Origin of the sequence: Rhodococcus sp. PSBB066, from assembly GCF_017068255.1 — a bacterium.
Taxonomy (GTDB): Bacteria; Actinomycetota; Actinomycetes; order Mycobacteriales; family Mycobacteriaceae; genus Rhodococcus; species Rhodococcus aetherivorans.
In genome coordinates this window covers 2,422,668-2,446,593 of record NZ_CP070859.1, presented here as the reverse complement: position 1 = coordinate 2,446,593, position 23,926 = coordinate 2,422,668, and the positions used below count along the sequence as shown (strand labels likewise).

20 protein-coding genes and 1 riboswitch are annotated in these 23,926 nt (G+C 70.6%); of the genes, 9 read left to right on the top strand and 11 right to left on the bottom strand.

Going from position 1 to position 23,926, the window contains the following annotated elements:
* The first annotated feature begins 53 nt into the window (after positions 1-53).
* The 3 genes from JYA75_RS11280 to JYA75_RS11270 are packed head-to-tail and all read left to right on the top strand — an operon-like array spanning position 54 to position 3,966.
* On the top strand, positions 54-2,423 hold the full coding sequence (locus JYA75_RS11280) for a cobyrinate a,c-diamide synthase (RefSeq protein ID WP_203330041.1): 2,370 nt from the start codon (positions 54-56) through the stop codon (positions 2,421-2,423).
* Positions 2,405-3,355 (top strand): cobalamin biosynthesis protein, encoded by a 951-nt coding sequence (locus JYA75_RS11275; RefSeq protein ID WP_203330040.1) that lies wholly within the window; start codon positions 2,405-2,407, stop codon positions 3,353-3,355. The genes JYA75_RS11280 and JYA75_RS11275 overlap by 19 nt, the downstream gene beginning before the upstream one ends.
* A gap of 53 nt (positions 3,356-3,408) precedes the next feature.
* Positions 3,409-3,966, top strand: coding sequence for a hypothetical protein (locus JYA75_RS11270; RefSeq protein WP_006945398.1), 558 nt, complete (start codon positions 3,409-3,411; stop codon positions 3,964-3,966).
* A 57-nt stretch (positions 3,967-4,023) separates the two neighbouring features.
* Here JYA75_RS11270 and JYA75_RS11265 read toward each other — a convergent pair whose 3' ends face one another.
* The 4 genes from JYA75_RS11265 to JYA75_RS11250 all read right to left on the bottom strand — a co-directional run bounded on the left by JYA75_RS11265 (position 4,024) and on the right by JYA75_RS11250 (position 7,350).
* Positions 4,024-4,758, bottom strand: coding sequence for a cobalt-precorrin-6A reductase (locus tag JYA75_RS11265; RefSeq protein ID WP_203330039.1), 735 nt, complete (start codon positions 4,756-4,758; stop codon positions 4,024-4,026).
* Positions 4,755-6,248: a cobyric acid synthase gene (locus JYA75_RS11260; RefSeq protein ID WP_203330038.1), complete on the bottom strand. Its 1,494-nt coding sequence runs from the start codon at positions 6,246-6,248 to the stop codon at positions 4,755-4,757. The genes JYA75_RS11265 and JYA75_RS11260 overlap by 4 nt, the downstream gene beginning before the upstream one ends.
* Positions 6,249-6,253: 5 nt before the next feature.
* Positions 6,254-7,045, bottom strand: a complete 792-nt coding sequence (locus JYA75_RS11255) for a CbtA family protein (RefSeq protein ID WP_239010572.1) — start codon at positions 7,043-7,045, stop codon at positions 6,254-6,256.
* A 110-nt stretch (positions 7,046-7,155) separates the two neighbouring features.
* Complete coding sequence (locus JYA75_RS11250; RefSeq protein WP_006945393.1) at positions 7,156-7,350, bottom strand: CbtB domain-containing protein; 195 nt, start codon at positions 7,348-7,350, stop codon at positions 7,156-7,158.
* 51 nt (positions 7,351-7,401) lie between these two features.
* Positions 7,402-7,466, bottom strand: a riboswitch (cobalamin riboswitch).
* Positions 7,467-7,552: 86 nt separating this feature from the next.
* Here JYA75_RS11250 and JYA75_RS11245 point away from each other — a divergent pair.
* Entirely contained in the window at positions 7,553-8,092 is a 540-nt protein-coding gene (locus JYA75_RS11245) for a histidine phosphatase family protein (RefSeq protein WP_203330037.1), read from the top strand.
* A gap of 32 nt (positions 8,093-8,124) precedes the next feature.
* Here JYA75_RS11245 and JYA75_RS11240 read toward each other — a convergent pair whose 3' ends face one another.
* From JYA75_RS11240 to JYA75_RS11210, 7 genes are read right to left on the bottom strand one after another with little or no spacing between them, the layout of a single operon-like run.
* Complete coding sequence (locus tag JYA75_RS11240) at positions 8,125-9,432, bottom strand: NtaA/DmoA family FMN-dependent monooxygenase (RefSeq protein WP_203330036.1); 1,308 nt, start codon at positions 9,430-9,432, stop codon at positions 8,125-8,127.
* A gap of 4 nt (positions 9,433-9,436) precedes the next feature.
* Complete coding sequence (locus JYA75_RS11235) at positions 9,437-10,699, bottom strand: acyl-CoA dehydrogenase family protein (protein ID WP_157127571.1); 1,263 nt, start codon at positions 10,697-10,699, stop codon at positions 9,437-9,439.
* Between the two features lie 28 nt (positions 10,700-10,727).
* Positions 10,728-11,774, bottom strand: coding sequence for an LLM class flavin-dependent oxidoreductase (locus JYA75_RS11230; RefSeq protein WP_203330035.1), 1,047 nt, complete (start codon positions 11,772-11,774; stop codon positions 10,728-10,730).
* Complete coding sequence (locus JYA75_RS11225) at positions 11,771-13,531, bottom strand: ABC transporter ATP-binding protein (RefSeq protein WP_203330034.1); 1,761 nt, start codon at positions 13,529-13,531, stop codon at positions 11,771-11,773. The genes JYA75_RS11230 and JYA75_RS11225 overlap by 4 nt, the downstream gene beginning before the upstream one ends.
* A complete protein-coding gene (locus JYA75_RS11220) occupies positions 13,528-14,421 on the bottom strand; it encodes an ABC transporter permease (protein WP_241009814.1) in 894 nt (297 codons plus the stop codon). The genes JYA75_RS11225 and JYA75_RS11220 overlap by 4 nt, the downstream gene beginning before the upstream one ends.
* Complete coding sequence (locus tag JYA75_RS11215; protein ID WP_203330032.1) at positions 14,418-15,371, bottom strand: ABC transporter permease; 954 nt, start codon at positions 15,369-15,371, stop codon at positions 14,418-14,420. The genes JYA75_RS11220 and JYA75_RS11215 overlap by 4 nt, the downstream gene beginning before the upstream one ends.
* The gene (locus JYA75_RS11210) at positions 15,368-16,960 is read right to left on the bottom strand and encodes an ABC transporter substrate-binding protein (protein ID WP_203330031.1); all 1,593 of its coding nucleotides are present in this window, start codon (positions 16,958-16,960) and stop codon (positions 15,368-15,370) included. The genes JYA75_RS11215 and JYA75_RS11210 overlap by 4 nt, the downstream gene beginning before the upstream one ends.
* A gap of 320 nt (positions 16,961-17,280) precedes the next feature.
* Here JYA75_RS11210 and JYA75_RS11205 point away from each other — a divergent pair, with 320 nt between their 5' ends.
* From JYA75_RS11205 to JYA75_RS11185, 5 genes are read left to right on the top strand one after another with little or no spacing between them, the layout of a single operon-like run.
* Positions 17,281-18,540, top strand: coding sequence for a GNAT family N-acetyltransferase (locus JYA75_RS11205; protein ID WP_203330030.1), 1,260 nt, complete (start codon positions 17,281-17,283; stop codon positions 18,538-18,540).
* Positions 18,541-18,581: 41 nt separating this feature from the next.
* On the top strand, positions 18,582-20,381 hold the full coding sequence (locus JYA75_RS11200; RefSeq protein ID WP_203330029.1) for an ABC transporter substrate-binding protein: 1,800 nt from the start codon (positions 18,582-18,584) through the stop codon (positions 20,379-20,381).
* 1 nt (position 20,382) lies between these two features.
* On the top strand, positions 20,383-21,978 hold the full coding sequence (locus tag JYA75_RS11195) for an ABC transporter ATP-binding protein (protein ID WP_203330028.1): 1,596 nt from the start codon (positions 20,383-20,385) through the stop codon (positions 21,976-21,978).
* Positions 21,971-22,921 carry an ABC transporter permease gene (locus JYA75_RS11190; RefSeq protein WP_006945380.1) on the top strand — a complete coding sequence of 317 codons (951 nt, stop codon included), beginning with the start codon at positions 21,971-21,973 and terminating at the stop codon, positions 22,919-22,921. The genes JYA75_RS11195 and JYA75_RS11190 overlap by 8 nt, the downstream gene beginning before the upstream one ends.
* 5 nt (positions 22,922-22,926) lie before the next feature.
* Positions 22,927-23,916, top strand: coding sequence for an ABC transporter permease (locus JYA75_RS11185; RefSeq protein ID WP_044476452.1), 990 nt, complete (start codon positions 22,927-22,929; stop codon positions 23,914-23,916).
* Positions 23,917-23,926 lie beyond the last annotated feature (10 nt).

The following is a 23,926-nucleotide window of genomic DNA, read 5'->3' as shown; positions in this document are numbered from 1 at the left end:
ACACTCGCGGGTGACGGCGTGGTGACACTCGCGGGTGACGGCGTGGTGACCGCATGACACCGCTGCCCCGGCTGGTGGTGGCCGCGCCGGCTTCCGGACACGGGAAGACCACGGTCGCGACGGGCCTCATGGCGGCCCTGCGGGCGGCCGGGCACACCGTGTCGGGACACAAGGTCGGCCCGGACTACATCGACCCGGGCTACCACGCCCTCGCGACGGGCCGGCCCGGCCGCAACCTGGACGCCCATCTCGTCGGCACCGACCTGCTCGCACCGCTGCTCGCGCACGGCGCCCGCGGTGCCGACGTCGCGATCGTCGAGGGCGTGATGGGCCTGTACGACGGGATGCTCGGCACCGACGGGTTCGCCTCCACCGCCCACACGGCCGCCGTCCTCGGTGCCCCGGCGATCCTCGTCGTGGACGTCTCCCACGCCTCCCGCTCCGTCGCGGCCGTGGTGCACGGGATGGCCACGTTCGACCGCAGCGTCCGCATCGCCGGGGTGATCCTGAACAAGGCCGGCTCGGTGCGGCATTCCGACGAGGTGGTCGAGGCCCTGGCCGCGACGGGCGTCCCGGTGCTCGGCGTCCTGCAGCGCGACGACGGGATCTCGGCGCCGTCGCGGCATCTCGGGCTGGTGCCGGCGCAGGAGCGGGCCGAGGCCGCCGCCCAGCTCGATCGCCTGGCCGCACAGATCGCCGCGCGGGTCGATCTCGCCGAGGTGATGCGGATCGCGTGCGCCGCACCGGATCTTCCTGCGAGCCCGTGGGATCCGGGGGCACCGGCCGACGACGGCCCGGTCGTCGCGATCGCCGGCGGCCGCGCCTTCACGTTCCGTTACGCCGAGACCGAGGAGATGCTGCGCGCCGCCGGGTGCCGCACCGTGGTGTTCGATCCGCTGCGCGACGAACGACTGCCCGACGGCACGGCCGGGATCTATCTCGGCGGCGGCTTCCCCGAGGTGCACGCGGCAGATCTGGCCGCGAACACCGCTCTGCGCGAACATCTCCGGGCCGCAATCATGGCCGGCACACCCACCGTCGCCGAGTGCGCCGGGCTGTTGTACCTGTGCCGCGAGGTGGACGGGGCGCCGATGATCGGCGCGATCGACGCGGCCGCCCGGATGACGCCGCGCCTGACCCTCGGCTACCGCACGGCCGTCGCGCCGCGCGAGACCCTGCTCGCACCGGCGGGCACGCGGGTGACCGGACACGAATTCCACCGCACCACGGTCGATTCCACCGACGAGCCGGCGTGGCTGCTGGGCGGACGGCCCGACGGCTTCGCGTCCGCCACCGTGCACGCCTCCTACCTGCACACCCACTGGGCCGGGCATCCGGCGCTGGCGCAGCGGTTCGCCGACGCGGTGCGGGCCGCGACGCCGGTCCCCCCGCCGCCGCGCACGACCCGGGCCGCCGCACCGGACCTGCAGCACCACGGCGACCGGGAGGCCACGCCGGGACTGGTGGATCTGGCCGTCAACGTCTCGCGCCGGCCGCGCCCGGAGTGGCTCGACGCCGCGCTGGCCGGGTCGCTGGCCGAGCTGGATCGGTATCCGGACCCGCGCGCGGCGCGCGCCGCCCTGGCCGCCCGGCACGGCCGCGACCCGCTCGAGGTGCTGCCCACCGCCGGCGGCGCGGAGGCGTTCACCCTCGTCGCCCGTGCCCGTCGCTGGGCGCGACCGGCGGTGGTGCACCCGCAGTTCACCGAGCCGGAGGCGGCGCTGTGCGCCGCCGGGCACGAGGTGACCCGGGTGCTGCTGCGCCGCGAGGACGGCTTCGTCCTCGACCCGGCGCTGGTGCCCGACGACGCCGACCTCGTGATCGTCGGCAACCCCACGAACCCGACCGGCGTGCTGCACCCGGGTGCCGCGCTGCGGGCCCTGGCGCGGCCCGGCCGGGTGCTGATGGTGGACGAGGCGTTCATGGATGCGGTACCGGGGGAACCGGAATCGCTTGCCGGCGTGTCGCTTCCGGGTGTCGTGGTGGTCCGCTCGCTCACCAAGACGTGGGCGATACCCGGTATCCGCGCCGGGTACGTGCTCGGCGACGAGTCGATCGTCGCCGAGCTCGCCGCGCACCAGCCACCGTGGTCGGTGTCCACACCGGCGGCGGCGGCGATGATCGCGTGCGCGTCGCCGGCGGCCACGCTCGAGGCGGAGCGCATCGCCGTGCAGGTCGCGGCCGACCGCGCCGTCCTCGTCGACGGCCTGACCGCGCTCGGCATCGAGGTGACCGGCCCGTCGGCGGCACCGTTCGTGCTGGCGCACGTCCCCGTGGGGACGCGGGAGCGCCTGCGGGGCAAGGGCTTCGCGGTGCGTCGCGGGGACAGCTTCCCCGGCCTCGGCGCCGACTGGGTGCGCATCGCGGTGCGCGATGCGCAGACCACCGAGGCGTTGCTCGGGGCATGGCGGGACCTGACGTGAACCCGCGCGCCGCCGGCCTCGTCCTCGGCTACCTCGCCGATCAGGCGTTCGGCGATCCCCGTCGCGGCCACCCGGTGAGCGGCTTCGGCCGGATCGCCCGGACCACCGAGCGCGCGCTGTACGCGGACCACCGGGCGGCCGGGACGCTGTTCACCGCGGTGCTGGTCGGCGGCGCGGCCGGCCTCGGCTACGGCGTGGACCGGCTCACCCGGCGTCGTCCGCTGGTGCGCACGGCGGTGACCGCGGCCGCGACGTGGACCGTGCTCGGCGGCCGGTCGCTGGCGCGGGAGGCGACGACGATCGACGGCCAGCTGCGCCGCGCGGATCTGCCCGCCGCGCGCCGTCAGGTCACCCACCTCGTCGGGCGCGACCCGTCGCGCCTCGACGCCGCCGGCGTCGCCCGCGCCACCCTCGAGTCCCTCGCGGAGAACACCTCCGACGCCGTCGTCGCCCCACTGCTGTGGGGTGCGGTGGCGGGGCCGGCGGGCCTGCTCGGCTACCGGGCCGCGAACACCCTCGACGCCCGCGTCGGCCACCGCACGCCGCGGCACGAGCGGTTCGGCTGGGCGTCCGCCCGGTTCGACGACCTGCTCAACCTGGCGCCGGCGCGGCTGTCCGCGCTGCTCGCGGCGGGCCTGGGCGAGCGGCCCGGCGCGGCCCTGACGGCCTGGCGCCGCGACGCCCACCGGCATCCGAGCCCGAACGCCGGGCCGGTCGAGGCGGCGTTCGCGGGCGCGCTCGGGGTCACTCTGGGCGGGGTGAACGTCTACCACGGCGTGGTGGAGGACCGCGGCACCCTCGGCGACGGCCCGGCCCCGGAACCCGGGGACATCGCGCGGGGCGTGCGGCTCGCGGCCCGGGTCGGCGCGGGCGCGCTCGCGGTGTCCGCGGTCGTCGCGTCCGCGAGCACCGTTGTGGCGCGAATCACGTAAGCGGTGTAACACTGTAATCAGTGATATTGGCACTTCGTCCCGAGGAGGACGACATGCGACACCATCCGCACATGCACGGACCCCGCTTCGGACGCCCGGGCGGCTGGCAACAGGCCGACGTCCCCGATGCGAGCGACGCCGCCGAGTGGTTCGCCGGACGCCTGCCCGACGACTGGTTCACCGGCCCCGCCGACATCGAGGTCGACCGCGAGGAGATCGTGGTCGTCGGGGAACTGCCCCCGCCCGAGGACACCGGCCCGGCGTCCGTCGACGGGCGCATCGCCCGGTTCCGGGAGACCACCCGGCCGGACCGCATGCGCATCGCCGACGAGGCCGAGGCCCGCTACGGCCGGAAGGTCGCGTGGGGTGTCACGCTCGGCGAGCGTCGAGTGCTGTTCACCCACTTGGCCGTTCCGGTGATGACCCGGTTGCGCCAGCCCGAGCGCAAGGTCCTCGACACCCTCGTCGACGCCGGCGTCGCCCGCTCGCGCTCCGACGCGCTCGCCTGGTGCGTCCAGCTCGTGGGGCAGCACAGCGAGCAGTGGCTCGCCGAGCTCCGCGAGGCGATGCGCAAGGTCGACGACCTGCGCACCGAGGGCCCGCAGGTCTGAGATCGCGGACCCGCGCGGTTCCCGGTCGTCTGCACACGACATTGCGTGCACGGACGACTAATTCGCGCAGGAATCCGTCGCCCACGCGACGGCGTCCGCGACCGTCGCCACCGTCGGCACGCCCGCCGGCGAGGGCGGGCGGCGCACGACGACCACCCGCACCCCGAGTTCGGCCGCCGCGTCGAGCTTGGCGCGCGTGAGGTCCCCGCCGGAGTCCTTGGTGACGAGCACGTCCACCCCGTGGCCGGCGAGCAGCGCACGCTCGCCGTCGACGGTGTAGGGGCCGCGGGCCAGCAGCACCGTCCAGGAGTCCGGCACGTCGAGGTCCAGCGGCTCGACCACCCGCACCAGGACGCGGTGCCGCGCGAGCGGCCCGAGGAAGCGATCGAGGGTCTGGCGGCCCGTGCTCAGGAACACGCTCGCCCCCCGGGCGGCCACCGCGGCGGCCGCATCGTGGTCGTCGACCCACGTCCAGTCGCCGGTGCCGGTCCAGCCCGGCCGCGCCAGACGCAGCAGCGGCACCCCGGCCGCCGCGCAGGCGGCCGCGGCGTTACCGCTGATCCGCGCGGCGAACGGGTGCGTGGCGTCGACCACCCTGCGGATACCGTTGCCGCGCAGATACTCCCGCAGTCCGTCGATGCCGCCGAAACCGCCGATCCGCACGTCGCCGGCCGGCAGGCGCGGGTTGCGCACCCGTCCCGCGAGCGACGACACGTACGCCACCCCCGCGGTGTCCAGGCCGGCGGCGAGCGCCCGCGCCTCGCCGGTGCCGCCGAGGATGAGGACGGTCACGCCAGGCCGCCCGTCAGTGTGGGCAGCACCGGCCGAGCCCCGAGCATCCCGAGCAGGGCGTCGACGTCGAGGTGCTCCTCGATCATGTCCGCGAGCACCTCGAGGCGCGCCTCGCGGGCGGCGTGGAAGCCGACGGTGCCGGTGGCGAGGTCGCGCCCGGTGAGGGCGGCCGCCTCGCGGAGCCACGCCGTGCGCAGGGCGTCGCCCTCGAGGCTGCCGTGCCACATGGTGCCGAACACCGTTCCCGCCCGGGCGCCGCCGAGGAACTCCTCGTCGCCGCCGCGGGAGATGCGGCCGTGGTGGATCTCGTACCCGGAGGCAGGCACCCCGAGCGCCGACCCGGCCGGCAGCCGCAGCACCTTCTCCGGTTCGAAACGGGTGTGCACGTCCAGCAGTCCGAGCCCGTCCACGCACGCCCCGGGGGTGCCCTCGACGCCGTGCGGATCGGAGATCCGCCGGCCGAGCATCTGGAAGCCGCCGCAGATCCCGAGCACCACGCCCCCGCGACGGGCGTGGTCGGCGACGGCGGTGTCGAGGCCGCGGCCGCGCAGCCACGCGAGGTCCGCGAGGGTGGCGCGGGTGCCGGGCAGGATCACCACGTCGGCGCCGGCGAGGGCGCGCGGATCGTCGACGAACCGCAGCCGCACGTCCGGTTCGAGGCACAGCGCGTCGACGTCGGTGAAGTTGCTGATCCGCGGCAGCATCACCACCGCGACGGTGAGCGACCCGGCGCCGTCGTGGGCCGGGCGCGACGACAGGGCGAGCGAGTCCTCCGAGTCGAGCCACAGGCCGCGCTGCCAGGGCAGGACGCCGAGCACGGGTCGGCCCGTGAGCTTTTCGAGCGACTCGAGACCGGGACGCAACAGCCCGAGATCTCCACGGAACTTGTTGATCACGAAGCCGCGGACGAGGGCCTGATCGGACGCATCCAGCAGGGCGAGCGTGCCGTACATGGCGGCGAACACCCCGCCGCGATCGATGTCGCCGACGAGCACGGTCGGCAGGTCGCCGTGCCGGGCCAGGCCCATGTTCACGTAGTCGTGGGCCCGCAGGTTGATCTCGGCGGCGCTGCCGGCACCCTCGCAGACCACCACGTCGAACCGGTCCCGCAGGTCGTCGAGCGCACCGAAGGCGGCCTCGGCGAGGTGCTTTCGGCCGCCGGCGAACTCGCCGGCCTCGAGGTGACCGGCGGGCCGGCCGAGCACGACGACGTGACTGCGGCGGTCGCTGCCGGGTTTGAGCAGCACCGGATTCATCGCGGCCTCGGGTACGGCGCGCGCCGCCACCGCCTGGATCCACTGCGCGCGGCCGATTTCCACGCCGTCGCCGGTGACCGGGTCGACGGCCACCATGGAGTTGTTGGACATGTTCTGCGCCTTGAACGGCGCGACCGACAACCCACGGCGGGCCAGGGCCCGGCAGATCCCGGTGGTCACCACGGATTTCCCGGCGTCCGAGGTGGTTCCGGCGACGAGCAGGCCCTGTCCCACGACGGCTACGCCACGCGGACGGGCACGCGACGATCGGCGCGTTCGGTGAGGAACGCGAACGCCACGCCCAGGGCGAACCACAGGGTGGTCTGAACGATCACCGACGCAACGCGGAAGTCCCACAGCAGCGTGGGCGGAAAGTCCGTGCCGACCTCGTCGATCGTCGGCAGCACCGCATACCCGAGACCGACCACGACGAGGAACGCCAGGACCGGTCCGGCGAGCCGGACGGTACGCAGCTCCTGACGGGCGAGCGCCTTCGCGGCGGCCACCGCCACCGCGAGCGCGACGAGGCCGAGCACGACCGCCGCGACCCACAGGAGGGTGCGCTGGTCGATGGTGTCCGGGTCCCCCACCGCCGGCGGGTTGGCCGGGTACTTCAGGAACGGCACCGCTTCGATCGCGAGCCATCCCGCTCCGGCGCCGAGCAGTCCGAGAGCGGGACCCGACAGCGTGGTGTGGCGCCGGGCGAAGTGCAGCACCGACGCGAACAGCGCGCCGAGCGCCAGACCGGCGAGGGTGGTGGCGAGGATCAGGCCCACCTTCTGCCCGGTGCGGCTGACGAGGGCGTCCTCGCCGTGGCTGTGACCGGCGGACGCGGCCTCGTGCGTGTGGGAGTGCGCCTCGGTGGCCGCGTGCGTCGCGGCGGCCTCCTCCAGCGCGATCGCGGCCTCGATGTGCGGCTCGCCGACCACGAAGGCGACGGCGCCGGCGAGCAGGCCGGCAATCAGGCCGGCCAGCAGGCCGCGCAGCAGGATCCGGGTGTAGGGGCCGGTCAGCGGGACGCCTGCCGACACGGCAGCGTCCGGGTGCGACGAGACGCCGGCCCCCGGCCTCGGTGACACGCCGGCCCCCGGCCTCAGTGGCATGCCGGCCCCCGGCCTCAGTGACACGCCGGCCCCCGGCCTCAGTGGCACGGCAGGCCGAGCAGGTGCCGGCCGTCGTGCATCAGCTCATGCATGAACATGCCGGTGCGCGAGATCGCGCCCTGATCGAAGCCGACCAGGTAGAGGGTGACGAAGGCGAGCAGCACGACGGCGGTGATCGCGGCGGCCAGCGCCGCGGAGCCCATCGTGGACTCGGGGGTGTGGACAGTAGCCATGGCATCCTCCTGGGATAACGCGTCCCGTCGAAAATCCATGCGCCGAGACAGTTTTCTGACTCCCGGGCGGGTCGCCCGGTCACAGTGGCGCGACCGCTCCGGACTTGCACCGGATTGCCTGCACCTCGGCACGTGTGACGCAGGAACAGTCGCACCGTGAGCCCGCCCCTGTCAAGGCGACACACCCGGCGGTTGTGATTCGATGACCGCCGTGGTTCGCCTCGTCCTTCTGGCCCATGCCTCGACGGAGGCGCAGCGCGCCGTCCGGTTCCCCGCCGACGAGCCGCTGTCGCAACGCGGCCGACGAGAACTGGAGCGGGCGGTCGCGCCGGTGGCCGACCGCGTCGTCGCGGCGCCGGAGCGACGGGCCGTCGAGACCGCGGCCGCGCTGGGCACGACGGCCGCGGTCGATCGGGCGCTGCGGGACCTGGACTACGGCGACTGGGCGGGGCGGGCGATGGACGAGGTGCCGGCCGAGAGCCTGCAGCAGTGGCTCACCGACCCGCACGCGGCGCCGCACGGCGGCGAGTCGATCGCGGAGCTGACCGAACGGGTGGCGCGGTGGCTCGACGGGCTGGCGCCGGGCCGGATCGTCGCGGTGACCCACCCGGCCGTGATCCGCGCCGCGACGGTGTACGCCCTCGGCGCGCCCCCGGCAGGATTCTGGCGGATCGACGTGCGCCCGCTCGCACAGGTCCGGCTGCACGGACGCGGGGGCCGGTGGTCGCTGCGGCTGGGTTGAGCCGCAGCGACCACCGGAGGCGCCCCGCCGTGTCAGATCGCCGCGTGCAAGGCGGCACCGTGGGCCGGTTCCGCCGCCTCGAAGTGCCCGCGCAGCGTTTCCGTCTCGTACTCGGTGCGGTACAGACCGCGCGACCGAAGCCGTGGCACCACCTCGTCCGCGATGACCTCCAACCCGTCCGTCAGGATGTCCGGCTGCAGGTTGAACCCGTCACACGCACCGCCGAGATACCACTCCTCGATGCGGTCGACGAGCTGCTCCGGAGTCCCGACGAACCCGCCGTGCCCGGAGCCGGTGTATCGAGTTTCGCGCAGGTACTCACGGACCGTCGGCTGGGTCTGCCGGATCTGTTCGAGGATGGACTCCCGGAATCCGATACTTCCCTGGAAGAGGTCGGTGTCCACCGGTCCCCGCAGGACGTCGTCGGGGAACTTCTCGTCCAGCTCGAGCTTGGCGACGTCGACACCGATCGCGTGCGACAGCCACGCCGCGGAGTACCAGCCCGGGCTGGTCTCGTACAACTCGTCGACCCGCCGGCGCGCTTCCTCCTCCGTCGAACCGAGAGTCAGCAGCAGACCGGGCAGAATCTTCACGCCGCCCGGCGCGCGCCCGTGCCTGACCGCATCGGCCTTGACCTGCCGATAGTGCTCCCGTGCCGTCTCCTGGGTGATCTCCGCCGCGAACACGCCGTCGGCGAAGCGCGAGGCGATGTCACGGCCGCCGGGCGAGCCGCCGGCCTGGAAGAGCACCGGCCGGCCCTGCGGCGAGGCGGGGGCGACGAAATCGCCGTCGTATCCGAAGTACCTCCCGTCGTACCGCACCGTTTCGCCGGTTCCCGCAGCGGACCACAGTCGCTGCACCAGCTCCGCGAACTCCGCACCGCGGTCGTACCGTTCGGAGCGCGGCACGACCCGTGACAGTCCGAAGTTCGCGGCCGAGCGGTCGTCCCGGGTGGTCACCAGGTTCCAGCCGGCTCTGCCCCGGGACACGTGATCGAGCGTGAGAATGCGACTCGCGAGCTCGACTGGATCGTTGAACGTGGTGGACGCGGTGGCGATGAGACCGACCCGTTCGGTGGCCTGCGCGACGTGCGCCCACAGGACGGTCGGATCGAGCCGGATCGGGTTGGCGTCGTACGCGGGATCCCCCAGCCCCAGCGCGTCGGCCAGGAACACGGCGTCCAGTGTGGCGCGTTCGGCGAGCCGACCGATGCGCTCCCAGTACGCCGGCTCGAGGAAGTCCCGCGCTCCCAGCAGGGGCGAGCGCCAGGCCGACGGAATGTACCCGTAGACGAGGACATTCACGCCGAGGATCACATGACCGTCTCGTCGGTTCCCCATCGAGCTAGACCCCCTGTCCCTGCGGGCGGGCGTACGGGTTCGAACCGCCCGCCGGCACCGTGCCGTTGACGTAGAAGTCACCGAGCACGCGCTCCTTGAACACCCGCGGGTTGTGGGAGGCGAGCGTCCGGGCGTTGCGCCAGTGCCGGTCCAGCGCCAGCGGAACCGCCGTCGCAGAGGCACCCAGCGCATCGAAGACGGTCGTCGTCACCTCGAGCGCCGAGTCGACGACGACCGACTGGGCCTCGTGCGTGCGGACGGTCGCCTGCACCAGCGCGGCCTTCTCCGTCTCGTCGTCGCCGAGCGCGTGGGCCCGTGCCACCGCGTCGAGCGTGGCGGCCTGCTTTTCCAGGGCCGCGTCGGCCTGGAACACACGCGTCGCGAGGAAACCGATGCGCTGCTGCAGTAGCGGGTCCTGCGGAGGCGCCTGGTCCACGCCGAGAGGGTAATTGCGCGTGCGGCGCCGCAACGCCGCAGTGCCGTCTCGGAAGGCTGCTCGGGCAATACCGACGAGCACCGACAGCAGCGCCGTCTGGTAGAAGAGCCCCTGGTAGGCGAAGCGGTCCTGGGCGGGGAAGATGCCGTGCTCGTCGACCTCGGCGTCCTGGTAGCGGGCCGATCCGCTCGCGGTGGTCTGCTGGCCGAAGCCCTCCCAGTCGTCGACCAGAGTGACGCCGGGTTGAGTGCGGGGCACGAGGACCGTGACGAGTTCGTCGTTGTCGTCGCGGCCGATGACGTCGAGCCAGTCCGCGTAGAGACTGCCGGTCGCGTAGAACTTGTTGCCGGTGATGCGGGTGACGCCGTCGGAGGTGGTGATGCGGGTGGCGATCTCGCCGAAGCTCGCGTTGCTCGCCTCCGTCCACCCGCCGCCGACGAACTCGCCCCGGCGGAATCGCTCGAGCCAGACCTCGGTGGCGGGATGGTCCGGCGCATTCAACCGATCCTCGACGAACGCAAGATGGTTGCGGAAGACATGGGAGACGTTGGGGTCTGCTTCGGCGAGTTCGGCGAGCAGCAGGAAGACCTGCTGCAGCGATGCCCCGTCACCGCCGAGCTCACGCGGGATCCGCAGCCGCGAGAATCCCGCGTCGATCAGCCAGCGCACCTGTTCGTGCGGGAACTCACGGGCGCGTTCCCGTGCGAGGTTTCCTTCCGCGATCCGTGCGAAGACGGGCCGGTAGGTCGCGGCGAGCGTGCCGAACTCCGCAGCGGGGCGGGCAAGCAGCGACCGGATGTCGGGGGAGGTGGGTGCGGCCATGATGTTCACTTTCTGGATTGGTCTGGGGCGACGCGCGTCAGCGGTAGACGCTCGTCGTCGGCGCCGCGAACGCCGGCTGGGCTTGCGCGAGGAGCTGGGCGGGTGGCGCGAGGCCGAGGGTGGTGCGCAGCGTCACGTCGCGATCTCCGCGGCCGGTGCCGTCCACCGCGGTCAGCACGGCGAGTGCTCGGTCCAGCAGGTGCAGCACGCTCTCGGCAGCTTCGGCGGGCTCGGCCGACCGGAGCAGCACCCCGTCGGCGCCGGCGGCGATCGACTCTTCAACCGCGGTGATCACCTCGTCGTGCCGCGGCACTCCCGCGACAGGGACCTCCACCAGCAGGCCCGTGCGGCCGGACGCGGCAGCGGCCACGCTCGCGGCGTCCGGGAATCCGCCGAGAACGACGAGATCGGCCGCGGCGGGAGCCGCCGCGACCACTTCCGGATCGTCGGCATACCACGCGAGGACGGGCGCACCCTGTGGCGAGCTGGGCACGCTCAACGGTCCTGCGATGTCGACGACGCCGTGGTGGTCGATGCGCACGATCCGATCGGAGCGGACGAGGACGCCCGAGTCCTTGTCGGCGATCACGCTGTCGAGTGGCCAGCTCTGCCACAGTTCGGCGATCGCGAGAGCCGTGTCGGCCGCGGTGGCCGCACCCAGCTCGGCACCGTCGTTCAGCCCCACAGCACCCCAGGCGCTGTGCCCGTGACCACGTGCATCTCGGTGCCCGAGGAGCAGTCCAGCCCGCCCGTGCGTGAGGTGATCGAGCGAAAGTACCCTTCGCGCAAGGTTGTAGGGCAGGTCGTGGTGCGCGGCGCCGGCGACCACCAGCGGCGGGCCACCCCCGGTGGCCAGCGCTGTCGCGACGATGCTCGGGTCGAGGTCCGTCGGGCGCGGAGTCTCGGCCGTTCGGTCCGCGGGTGGTGTCCGGGTGATCCGATCGATCCCTACCACCCCGAATGCCGCACCGCTCGTGGACCATCGATCGAGAGATTCGCGATCGTCGAGAAGGCGACTCGCCTCGTCACCGGTGAGGCCCACTGCAACGACCGGCGCCCGGCCCGGTGCATCACGTCCTGTCATGAAATTCGTACCTTTCGTGCGCCGAGATCGGCGTTCAGCAGCTCACGGACGGCCGGCGATCTGTCGGCGTCGTGCAGGTCTTCGGTCGGGAAGGTGTCGACGAGGCGTCCGTGGGACATCACGCCGATGCGGTCACAAGTCCATTCGACGAGCCCCAGACCGTGTCCGATGAAGACACAGGTCAGGTCGAGCCGTTCGCGTAGTTCCAGGATCAGGTCGACGACGCCAGCCTGCGTGGACACGTCCAGGGCGGACGTCGGCTCGTCGAGGATCAGCAGTTCCGGGGCCGGAGCGAGCGCTCGCGCGATGCACACCCGTTGTGCCTGCCCGCCGGACAGGGAATGCGGATACCGGTCGGCGAACTCGGCGGGCAGACCGACCAGTTCGAGTGCTTCGACGACGAGGTCCGTTGCTCGGCCCCCGTCGGGAATGGAGCCGAATCGCCGCAACGGCCGGGCGATCTGCTCGCCGACCCGAATGCTCGGATTGAGCGAGCCGAGCGGGTCCTGGAACACATATTGCAGCCGTGGACGGATGTCGCGCAGGGTGTGCCGATCTGCACCCGCGATCCGACGACCCTGGAACTCCACCGAGCCGCCGGTCACGTCGAGCAGGCCGCCCATCAGGCGGGCGAGGGTGGACTTGCCCGAGCCGGAGGAGCCGATGAGACCGTAGATCTCTCCCGACCGGATCTCGAGCGACACGTCCTCGACCGCGACGAACCGGCGGCGGGGGGTACCGGTCCCCCAGCCACCGGCGGTGAACGTCCTCGTGACGTGGTCGAGCTTCAGGACGGCAGGCCCGGAACCGGGATCCGTGCCCTCCACGACAGGTACGGGACCGGAGCCGCCGGGCGAGGTCAACGAGCGTGGTCCGTGCCAGCGGGGCAGAGCACGGCGCTTGCCGAGCCGGGGCACCGCCGCGAGCAGTTCTCGGGTGTAGGGGTCGCGGGGTGACGAGAGCACCGTGTCCCGCGGACCGGACTCCACCACTGCGCCGCCCCGCAGCACCACCACGGTGTCGGCGAGATACTCGACCACGTCGAAGTCGTGCGTGATGAGCAGCAGGGACGCTCCGGTCGTGCGCGCCACATCCCGGAGCAGGTCCAAGACCTGCCGCTGCACGACGGTGTCGAGCGCGGTGGTCGGTTCGTCCGCGATCAGCAGCGCGGGCCCGGCGAGGCCGGCCAGCGCGATCATGACTCGCTGTCGCATGCCGCCGCTGAGCTCGTGCGGATAGGCGTCGAGTACACGGTCCGGGTCGTCGAACCCGACGCGACGCAGCCACTCCGCGCTCAGCTTCCGCCGCTCCGCTCGCCGCGTGCGCGGTCGATGACGGGCGAGAACCACGTCGAGCTGACTGCCGACCCGGAAGGACGGGTCCAGCGAGCTCAGCGGATTCTGGAACACCATTCCGATGCCGGACCCGCGGAAGGCGTTGAGGCGCCGGTCGGGCAGGCCGGCGAGGTCCACGGGGGCGTCGGTGCCGCCGCGGAACCGGATCGAGCCTCCGGCGAGGTGTGCCCCCGGTGGAAGGAGACCGAGAAGTGCCGCGGCTGTCAGACTCTTGCCCGAGCCGGATTCGCCGACGAGGGCGAGCACCTGTCCCTCTCCGATGGCGAATGACACGTCGCCGACCGTGGGGGCGTCGGCGGGATCGCCGGGGAAGCGGATGTTCAGGCCCCGGACCTGGAGGACCGCAGCGGGCGCGGCGGGCGTCGGCGGTGTGCGCAGGTCGGTTCCGTACAGGCTGGTCATCGCCGGGTTCCTCTCCGCACTCGCGGGCTGAACACGTCGTGCAGGCCGTCACCGAGCCAGTTGAAGGCCAGGGCGACCACGAGGACCGTCACGCCGGGGATCAGTGCGACGTACAGGTGCCCCGAGATGATCACCTTCGCTCCGGAGGCAATCATCTGGCCCCAGTCCGGTTCGGGTGGCTGCACGCCGATTCCGACCGCGCTGAGGCTCGCGGAAAACACCACCATCGCGCCCACGAGGCCCGTGGCGTACACGACGATCGGGCCCGCGACGTTCGGCAGGACCTCTCGCAACATCAGCGACCAACGCCCGGCGCCGAGTGAGATCGCGGCCTCGACGTACTCCTTGCCATGCTGCTGCTTGACCTCCGCGAACACCACACGCGTGACGTAGGGCACGACCGCGAACACGATCGCGAGCACCACCACGCCCGGACCCGGGCTGAGCAACGCGGCCAGGGCGATCGCGACGAGAATGACGGGGAACGCGAACAACACGTCGACGATCCGCATGATCACCCCCGACGCGCGCGGGCCCGCAAAGCCCGCCGCGAGCCCCGCCGCGGAGCCCACCACCGCCGCCAGCACGACCGCCAGCACGGCGAGCACCAGGGACGTGCGACCGCCCCACAGCAGCCGGCTCAGCAGATCCCGTCCGAGTTCGTCGGTGCCCAGCAGATGGCCGGGGCTTCCCGGCGGCAGGAACTTCGCGGCGGAGTCGGTGAGGACGGGATCGTACGGCGCCAGGATCGGTGCCAGCAGCGAGCACACCACGACGAGTCCGATCAGGATCACCGCGACGATGAACTGGATGCGATGACGTCGGCGACCGACGCGGGCGGGGTCCGGAAGATCGGTGGCGTCTCGCTCCTCGAGCAATGTTGCCATCATGCGCCTTTCAGGCGGGGGTTCAAGCCGTCCACGATCAGGTCCGTGATCAGGTTGACGAGGAGGTAGCACAGTGCGACGAGCACGATCCCGCCCTGGATCACCGGGTAGTCCTTACCGTTGACCGCATTGACCAGCTGCGTACCGATGCCGGGCCAATTGAAGACGATCTCGACGAAGAACACACCGGTGATCAGGGTGCCGATCTCGAGTCCCGTGATATTCACGACGCTCGGCAGAATATTCCGGAAAACGTTCTTCCCATACATCTTTCGCGCAGGAATACCTTGGGAACGAAACGTCCGGAACCAATCCGACGACCTCTCCCGGATCACCCCGATACGCACGAACCGGGCAAGCACCAGCATCGAGATCAACGCTGCCGACACCGCCGGCAGCACCAGGTGCTGCAGAAGATCGGCAAGTCCGCCGCCACCGCGCGACTCCATTCCACCCACCGGCAGCCAGCGCAGCTGCAGCGCGAACACGCTGATCAGGACGAGACCGAACCAGTACACCGACAGGTTGCTGCCGATCTGCACGAGCAGCATGACCGTGCGGTCGATCCAGGTTCCGTGAAATATGCCCGCGAGCAACCCGATCGAGGTCCCCACCACCACGCAGACGACCGCCCCCGCCGCGGTGAGGATCAGGGTGTTCACGAAATTGGGGACCAGAATGTCGAACACGGGGGTGCCCAGGGTGAGGGACAGCCCGCCGCCGTCGACGAACAGGTTCTTCAACCACACGAAGTACTGCTCCCACAACGGCCGGTCGAGGCCGTAGGTGGCCCGGATCTCCGCGAGCTGTTCCGCCGGGAATCTCGACGCGAACTGCGCTTCGACGGGGTCTCCGGGCGTCAGCGCGCCCAGCAGGAAGGCTAGCAGCGACACGATCAGCAGAATCGGGACGATGTTGGCGACTCGGAATCCGATCCGTCGGAACCGGCTCATCGGATGTCCGTGAGCCAGACGTTCGACAGGTCGTACCAGTTGGTGGACGCGAACGTGAACCCTTCGACGTTCGGACCCGTCGCGTAGTACCGGTTCAGATTGACGGCCGGGATGACCAGCGCGCGCCGGCGCAGCTCCTCCTCCGCCCTCTGCCACAGGGCGATTCGCCGGTCGGGCTCGGCGGTGTAGAGCGCGGTCTCGATCGCCTGCGTGACCTCCGGGTACTGCTCCGGCTTCAGGCCGCGGTTGACGAGGCCGTTGAAGCCGTTGTACAGCCACTCCGCGTCGGTCTCGCCGAACTCGTCGATGTTCAGTCCGTCGCCCGGTTGCGGATTGTAGACGCGGGCAGAGTAGTTCACTCGGTCCAGGCTCACCACGTCGGCCTCGACACCGATCTCTTTCAGGTGCGCCTGCAGCCACTGGCCGACGTTCTCGTTGGCGACGTCGATGACGAGGTTGAACCGCAGCTGGCCGGGCCCGTAACCGGCTTCGGCGAGGAGCTGCCGAGCCCTATCCGGGTCGTACTCGAAGTCCTTCACGTCGGCGCGGTACGCCTCGTTACCGGGCGGGAGGAAGGAGTACTGAGGCGCGGCATAGCCGTTGTACACCTCGTCCGCGAGCGCCTGACGGTCGAGCCCGTGGACGAGTGCCTGCCGCACGCGGTCGTCGTCGAAAACCGGGTTGCGCCGGTTGAACGAGAAGTAGATCAGTTCCGCCCCAGTGCCTTCCGGTACGTGGAGGCCGGCGTTCTCGAGCGTCTCCACGTCGTCGGGCTGGACATAACTGATGAGGTCGACCTCGCCGCCCAGGAGGGACGCCACCCGGGTCTGGTTGTTCGGGATGATGCGGAAGGTGAGCGAGTCGAGATGCGGTCGCTCGCCCCAGTAGCCGTCGTTGCGCTCGAGGACGATGCGATCGCCGATGGCGCGGGAGACGAAGCGGTACGGCCCGGTGCCTTCCGGATGTTCCGCGAAGCCGTCGTTTCCGTACCGTTCCCAGATCGCCGGGTTGCCGACGGGAAGGGTGTACATCGACTGCGCAAGGATGCGCGGGAAGCCCAGGAAGGGGCGCTCGAATTCGAAGGTGTACGTGTGCTCGCCGGTGGGAGCCGCCTTCAGCAGGCCGCCGAACCACACCTTGACCCGGCCCGCGCTCTCCTCGTCGAAGAACTCGTAGGAGCGGTCCCAGACCCGGCGGACGTTCTTGTGCAACGCCTCGGCGTCGAACGAGGTGCCGTCGTGGAAGGTGACGCCGTCGCGCAACCGGAAGGTCCAGGTTCGTCCGTCCCCGCTGTGCTCCCAGCTCGTGGCGAGCACCGGCACGAGGTCGGGCGTACCCTCGGCCCGGGTGAGATCCTCGCCGACGAGCGGCTCGAAGATGTTGCGGGAGACCCGATACGTCTCCCAGAACACCTGCCGGTGCGGATCCAGGCCCCGCGGTTCGAGATACAGCCCGGTGACGAAATCACCACCATCGCTCGGACTTTCGCTCGAGTCGCCGCCCGCCGCACCACCGGATGCGCAGCCCGCGACGAGCCACACCACAGTCAATCCCGCCGCCACGGCGGCGAGACGGTTCCTTTTGCGCACTGGCACACACTTTCGTTTCAACAAACAAGCAACGACCGGTCCACCGTATCCGGGCAAATCCCCGGTCGGCACCGATTGCACTCACCGTGATTTTTTGTGCGCTCCACCCCGTGTTCGCCGCAGTCGCGAGGGTAAAAATCAGTGACGCACATAAAGGTTGATCGTTCATCGCACACCGGGCACCGTGAATCGAGGTGTGTCGGTGGCGACGACCGTCGTACGGTGTGCGACGGGTGTGACGCATCCGGAGACGCCGACACCCAATCCTGCAGGCGCACCGCTTCCTGGTACGCCTGCCGCCCGTACGACAGGAATACGCCATGCCCCCGCAGCCAACCGATCACTCCGGTCTCGAGGTCGACATTCGAGTCCTGGTCGATGAACAGGATCTGACCGGTGCCTTCGACGTCTTCCGAACCGCCATGGTGGGCCTGCCGTCGTTCGGTCCGCTGCCGCCCGGCACCGTCGGAAAGATCTTCGAGCCCGGCCGGACCCTCGGTGCTTACGTGGCGGGACAGCTCGTCGGCACCGTGGACTCCGCGGCGAGTTCGTTGACGTTGCCGGGCGGGCGGACGGTCGCCCACGCGGCAGTCACCCACGTCGGCGTGCTCCCCACCCACACCCGACGCGGGATCGTCTCGCGACTACTGCAGCGCCAGCTGGGGGACGCCCGTGCCGGCGGCGAGGTCGTCGCGACGCTCCGCGCGTCCGAGGCGACGATCTACGGCCGGTACGGCTACGGGATCGCCAGCCGGGCGGCCGCCGTCGAGGTGGACACCCGCCGCGGTGCCCTACGCTCCGATGCCCCGGCCGGTGATCGGGTACGTCTCGTCGACCCGGCCGGCGCGTGGGACGTTCTGCCCGGTATCCATGCACGCAACGCGGACCCGCGCCCAGGAGCGATCACCAGACCACCGGTGTGGTGGGCGGCCCAGGAGATGAGGGCGGCCACCGCGCAGGGGCCCGCCTACGTCGCTCTCGCCGGATCCGAGGGCTCCAAGACCGGCTTCGTCCGCTACCACCCGATCGGTACGGAGGCCTGGTTCGGCGGCACCGAGCGCACAGTCGTCGTCGACGACCTTCACGCTCCGTCGCGAGACACGTTCGTCGGCATCGTCCGGTTCCTCTGGAACCTCGATCTCGTCGACCGGATCATCTTCCCGACCCTTCCGGTCGACTCGTCGCTGCCGTGGCTGCTCACCGATCCGAGAGGGGCCCGGACAACCGGGCTCAGGGACGAGACCTGGCTGAGGATTCTCGATGTCGGGACGGCGCTCGGCGCTCGTGCGTATGCCGGCGGCGAGACCCTCGTCATCGGCGTCCACGACCACCTCCTCCCCGCAAACACCGGGACATATCGCGTCTCCGGAGGGGACGTGGAGACAGTCGCGCACCGCATCGAACCGGACGTCGATCTCGAAACCGATGTCGCGACGTTGAGCGGCGCGCTCCTCGGTGGCGTGCGATGGCACCAGCTCGCCGCATCCGGAACAGTCCGGGCCCGTTCCGCCGGCGCGATTGCCTCGGCCGACCGGAGCTTCGGAACCGACCTGGCGGCGTTCGCCGGGACGAATTTCTGAGATCCCCACCGTACTCCCGCCCGCTACACCGAAGGACACCTGTGAGAACACCCCGCCGACCGGCGTCACGCACCCTGCGTGGCGCTGGCATCGCCGTCACCGCGCTCGCAGCAGTGCTTGTCGCTGCCTGCACCGGCACCGCCCCGGCGAACCGCGCCGCCGACGGCGACATCGTCGCCGGCGGAACGCTGCGGATCGCGTCGCTGGCCTCCGACATGGACTCGCTCGATCCCCTGACCGGGTACGACACGAACGCCTGGGCCGTGCAGCGCGCCATCACCCGGCAGCTCGTGACGTTCCCCGGCTCGGCGAACGAACTGAAGGACGACACCGAACTCACCCCCGACCTCGCCGAGTCCTGGGACGTGAGCGAGGACGGCCGGACCTACACCTTCCACCTGCGCGACGGCATCACCTACTCGGGGTCTTCGACCCGCGAGATCGTCGCCGGCGACTTCGTCTACGCGATCGAGAGGTTCTGCGACCCGAACAAGCAGGTGGCGGCCGTCAACTACTTCCACCTGATCTTCGAGGGCTTCACGCAGTTCTGCAGCGAGTTCGCGAAGGAGCCCACCGGGGACCTCGCCGCGTCCCAGCGGTTCATCGACACGCACGACATCTCGGGCGTGCGTGCCCTCGACGACAAGACACTGGTCATCACCGCGCCGGCCAAGTCGTACGACTTCCTCGACATCCTCACCATGAACTTCGTAACTCCGCTACCGCCGGAGGTCGCGTCGAAGTACTTCGGCGACTCGCTCGAGTTCCGGCAGAACTTCCCGTCGTCCGGCCCGTACCGGATCGACACGTACCAGCCGGGCCAGCAGTTGATCCTGAAGAAGGTCGAGGGGTACAACCACGACGCCGATCCGGCCCGCAAAGCCTACGTCGACGAGATCGCGATCGACTTCACGGCCAACAGCGAGGACAGCGTGGTGCAGAAGGTGCAGTCGGGCGAGGCGGACCTCACCCTGTACATGGACGTCCCGCCACGCGCCGTGCTGAACCAGTACGCATCGACGAACAATCCCAACCTGCACACCTCCGACAGCGGCGCGGCCAACTTCATCGTGCTCAACGCCAAGCCCGAGGCGACGTTCCCCGGCGCCACCGCGCTGCGAGACCCACGAGTGCGGCAGGCCCTGGCCTATGCCGTCGACAAGGCGAATCTCGTTCAGGGACAGGGTGGCCCGATCGCCGCGAAGCCGAACGGTCAGATCGTCACCTCCACCCTGCTCGGACACGAGCCGTTCGACCCGTATGCGACGCCGGGGAGCAAGGGTGACCCGGCCAAGGCGCGGCAACTGCTGGCCGAGGCCGGATATCCCGACGGCCTCACCCTCGACGCGGTCTACCGGTCTACCGTGCAGTTCGAGAGCATCGCGGTCACCCTGAAGGAAGACCTGGCAGCGGCCGGCATCACCCTGAACCTCACCGCACTTCCCGGCACCGAGTACTCGGCCTACCTGCAGGACCCCGGCAGCCGCTACGACGTGGCCCTGAGCGGTTCGTTCACCCCAGACTGGCAGGGCCGCTCGACCCGGATGCTGCTCGGCGGCTGGCTGAACTCCGAGGCGTCGCCGTGCGGCAAGGGCAACGTCAACGCCATCTGCTACAGCAACGATCGGCTCAACGAACTCGCCCGGCAGGCCTTCCCGTCCGTCGACCCCGGGCCGATCTGGGCGGAGGCCGATCGGGTCGTCTCCACCGACCTGCCGTGGATTCCGCTGTTCGAAAAGCGCAAGAACCTCATCTCGTCCGATCGCGTGACCAACTGGACGTGGGCGTCGCTCCCGGCCCAGGCGGACTTCACCAACATCGCGATCCGGCCCGGAGCCTGACATGTCCGTGTTGAGCGTCGAGAACCTCACCGTGTCGTTCCGGTCCGGAACCGCGGTGCGGAACGTGTCGTTCGCGGTCGAGGCGGGCCGGACGCTCGGGATCGTGGGTGAGTCCGGATCGGGCAAGAGCGTGTCACTGCTCGCAGCCACCGGGCTGCTCGGGTCCGGTGCCGTGGTGCAGGGCCGCGCCCTGCACCACGGCACTGATCTGGTGACCGCGACGCCGAAGCAGTTGCGCGCGCTCCGTGGCCGCGACATCGGGTTCGTATTCCAGGATCCGCTGAGCAACCTGCATCCACTCATGCCGGTCGGCCGACAGATCGGCGAGGCCATCACCGCGCACAGGCGCGTCGACCGCGCGACGCTGCGACGCCGCGTCGTCGAACTCCTCGACGAGGTGGGCATCGCCCGCGCGCGGGACCGGATCGACGACTACCCCGTGCACTTCTCCGGCGGCATGCGCCAACGGGTGATGATTGCGATCGCGATCGCGAACGATCCGCAGCTCGTCATCGCCGACGAACCGACCACAGCCCTGGACGCGACGGTACAGTCCGCGATTCTTGTTCTGCTGCAACGCCTTCGGCAGGACCATCACATGGCGCTCGTGCTGGTCAGTCACGACCTCGCTCTGGTGTCGGACGTCGCGGACGACGTGGTGGTCATGCACCGCGGGCAGGTCGTCGAAGCCGGCCCGGCGGATCGGGTGTACACCGCACCCGCGCACCGCTACACCGAGGCCCTGCTCGCGGCCCGGCACCGGCCGGTGGCCCCACCCGTCGGTGCGCGGCCGCACCGCGCCGAACTACTGCGGGCCGAGAATGTCTCGAAGAGTTTCCGCACCGGAGGCCGCAGACGCCATCAGGTGCTCGCCGACGTCGACCTGTGCATCGGTGAAGGCGAAATCGTGGGCCTGGTAGGCGAATCCGGTTCCGGCAAGTCCACGCTCAGCCGCATCGTCGCGGGGCTCGAGACCGCAGACTCGGGCATCCTGCATTTTCGCGGCTCTCCGTATGTGCGTCCGGGACGGCAGCGCGTCGCGGTGGAGCCGCACGTGCGTCGGTCGATCCAGATGGTGTTCCAGGATCCGTACGGCAGCCTGAACCCGCGGCGCAGCATCAGCGAGATCCTCACCGCACCGTTCGAGCTGGCGGGGGAGTTCACCCCGGTCGAGATCCGGCGAAGAATCGGCGAATTACTCGCGCGCGTGGGCCTTCCCGGCGGATTCACAGCCCGATATCCGGCACAGCTGTCCGGTGGTCAGCGCCAGCGTGTCGCGCTCGCCCGGGCTCTCGCGCTGGATCCGGCCCTGATCGTCGCCGACGAACCGGTCTCGGCGCTGGATATGTCGACCGCTCGGCAGATCGTCGACCTGCTCCGCGCCTTGCGCGACGAGCAGGGAACCTCACTGCTGTTCGTCTCGCACGACCTCGGCGTCGTGTCCGCGCTGTGCGATCGGGTCGCCGTCCTGCGCGACGGCATGATCGTCGAGCAGGGGTACACCGACGAGATCTTCGCCGCGCCCCGGCACGAGTACACCCGCACCCTGTTGAGTGCCGTCCCCGGCCACGCTCGAAGGGACACCGTCGATGCCTGAACCGTGGACGAAGCTCGTCGGCCTCGGCGCCGTGGACGCCGAAGCCCCACCGGTGTCCCGCGGCGAGGCGATCCGCGCACTGATGCAGGACCACTCCGCTCGGTTCGGAGCATGGACGGTGCTGCTGGTGATCGTGGCCGCTGCGGCGGCACCGCTCGTCGCTGCGGTCGTGGGGCACGGACCCACGGAACAGTTCCGGCAGGAGGCCCTGGACGCATCCGGCATACCGGTCGGACCGTCCTTCGGGTTCTGGCTCGGTGCCGACGGGGAAGGGCGCGACGTGCTGGTGCGCACGCTGTACGGCGCGCAGATCTCGTTGCTCGTAGGGATTCCCGCCACCACGTTGGCGATGGTGATCGGGACGGTCGTCGGTCTCACGTCGGGGTTCATGGGAGGCGCCTTCGATCGGGTGACAGGTCAGGTCATCGACGTGGTGTTGTCGTTTCCGTTCGTCGTGACCGCGCTGAGCCTGCTGGCACTCAACCGGGGCGGGGACGGCAGACCGGTCATCAGCCCGGTCCTGGTGGTGATCGCGATCATCTCCGCGTTCTCGTGGACGTTCTTCGCGCGCCTGAGCCGGGGCATGGCGGTGGCGCTGCGGTCGCAGCCGTTCGTCGACGCAGCGGTGACCCTCGCGGCGGGCCGGCGGTACATCCTGTTCCGGGAGATCCTCCCGAACGTCGTGCCGGTGATCGCGGTGTACTGGGCCGTGCAGTTGCCCACCAACATCGTCGCCGAGGCCACGCTGTCGTTCCTCGGGGTCGGTATCCAAGCCCCGACGCCGAGTCTGGGAAACATGATCGCCGACGCCCAACGCACCTCGATCTATCAGGTACAGCCCTGGTATCTCCTCGGTCCCGCCGTGGCCCTGTTCGTCGTCGTGCTCGGCTTCAACACGTTCAGCAGCGGCCTGCGCAACGTCCTCGACCCCGGGAAGCGGTGAGATCGATGTTCCGGCAATTTCTCGCTCTCGTCACCCGATCGGCGACCACGCTCCTGCTCGTGCTGCTCGCCGCCTTCGCGATCACACGCGTCGCCTATCGGGATCCCGCGACGATGCTCGCGCCGCGCAACGCCACTCAGGAGAGCATCGACGCGGTGGCCCGCGCCTTGCGCCTGCACGAACCGTGGTACGTGCAGTTGAAGAACTACCTGCTCCGCGGCCCGGACATCCAGGGCGCGCCGATGGGACTCGCCCATTGGCCACCCGCCCTCGGGTACTCGTTCCGGCAGCAGACACCGGTGACGGACCTGATCCTGTCGAAGGTGCCGGTGACCGTCTCCCTGGCCTTGGGCGCCCTGGTGATCTGGATGACGCTCTCGATCGTGCTGGGCGTCGAAGCCGCCCGCCGGCCGGGCTCGGCAGTCGATCACGGCCTGTCTGCCCTGTCCTACGTCGCATTGTCGCTGCCGACGTTTCTCACCGGCATGTTGCTGTCGTATTTTCTGTTCTTCACGCTGTCGACCCACGGGCTGTATCTCTTTCCCAGCAGCGGGTACGTGCCGTTCGCGGAGAACCCGTTCGAGTGGGCACGGCACCTGCTGCTGCCCTGGCTGACACTGACCATCGCGGAGATCGGCATCTTCCAGCGGGTGGTGCGTGGGTCGATGCTCGAAGTCCTCGACGCCGACTACATCCGGACTGCGCGGGCGAAAGGACTGTCGGAGAACGCCGTCCACTACCGGCACGGGTTGGATGCGGCGTTGAACCCGGTGATCACCCTGGGCGGTCTCGAGCTTGCGGCGATCATGGGTGGGGCGATCGTGACCGAGACGATCTTCGGCCTGGACGGCGTGGGCCGACTGGCGATCACGGCGGCGCTCGAGGGGGATTTCCCCGTGGTGATCGGCACCACCGTGTTCGCCGCAGCCGTGTTCGTCCTGTGTTCGCTGGTGGTCGACGGCGTCACCCGCCTACGGGAGCCCTCCCTGGCGTGAGCAGCCTCGG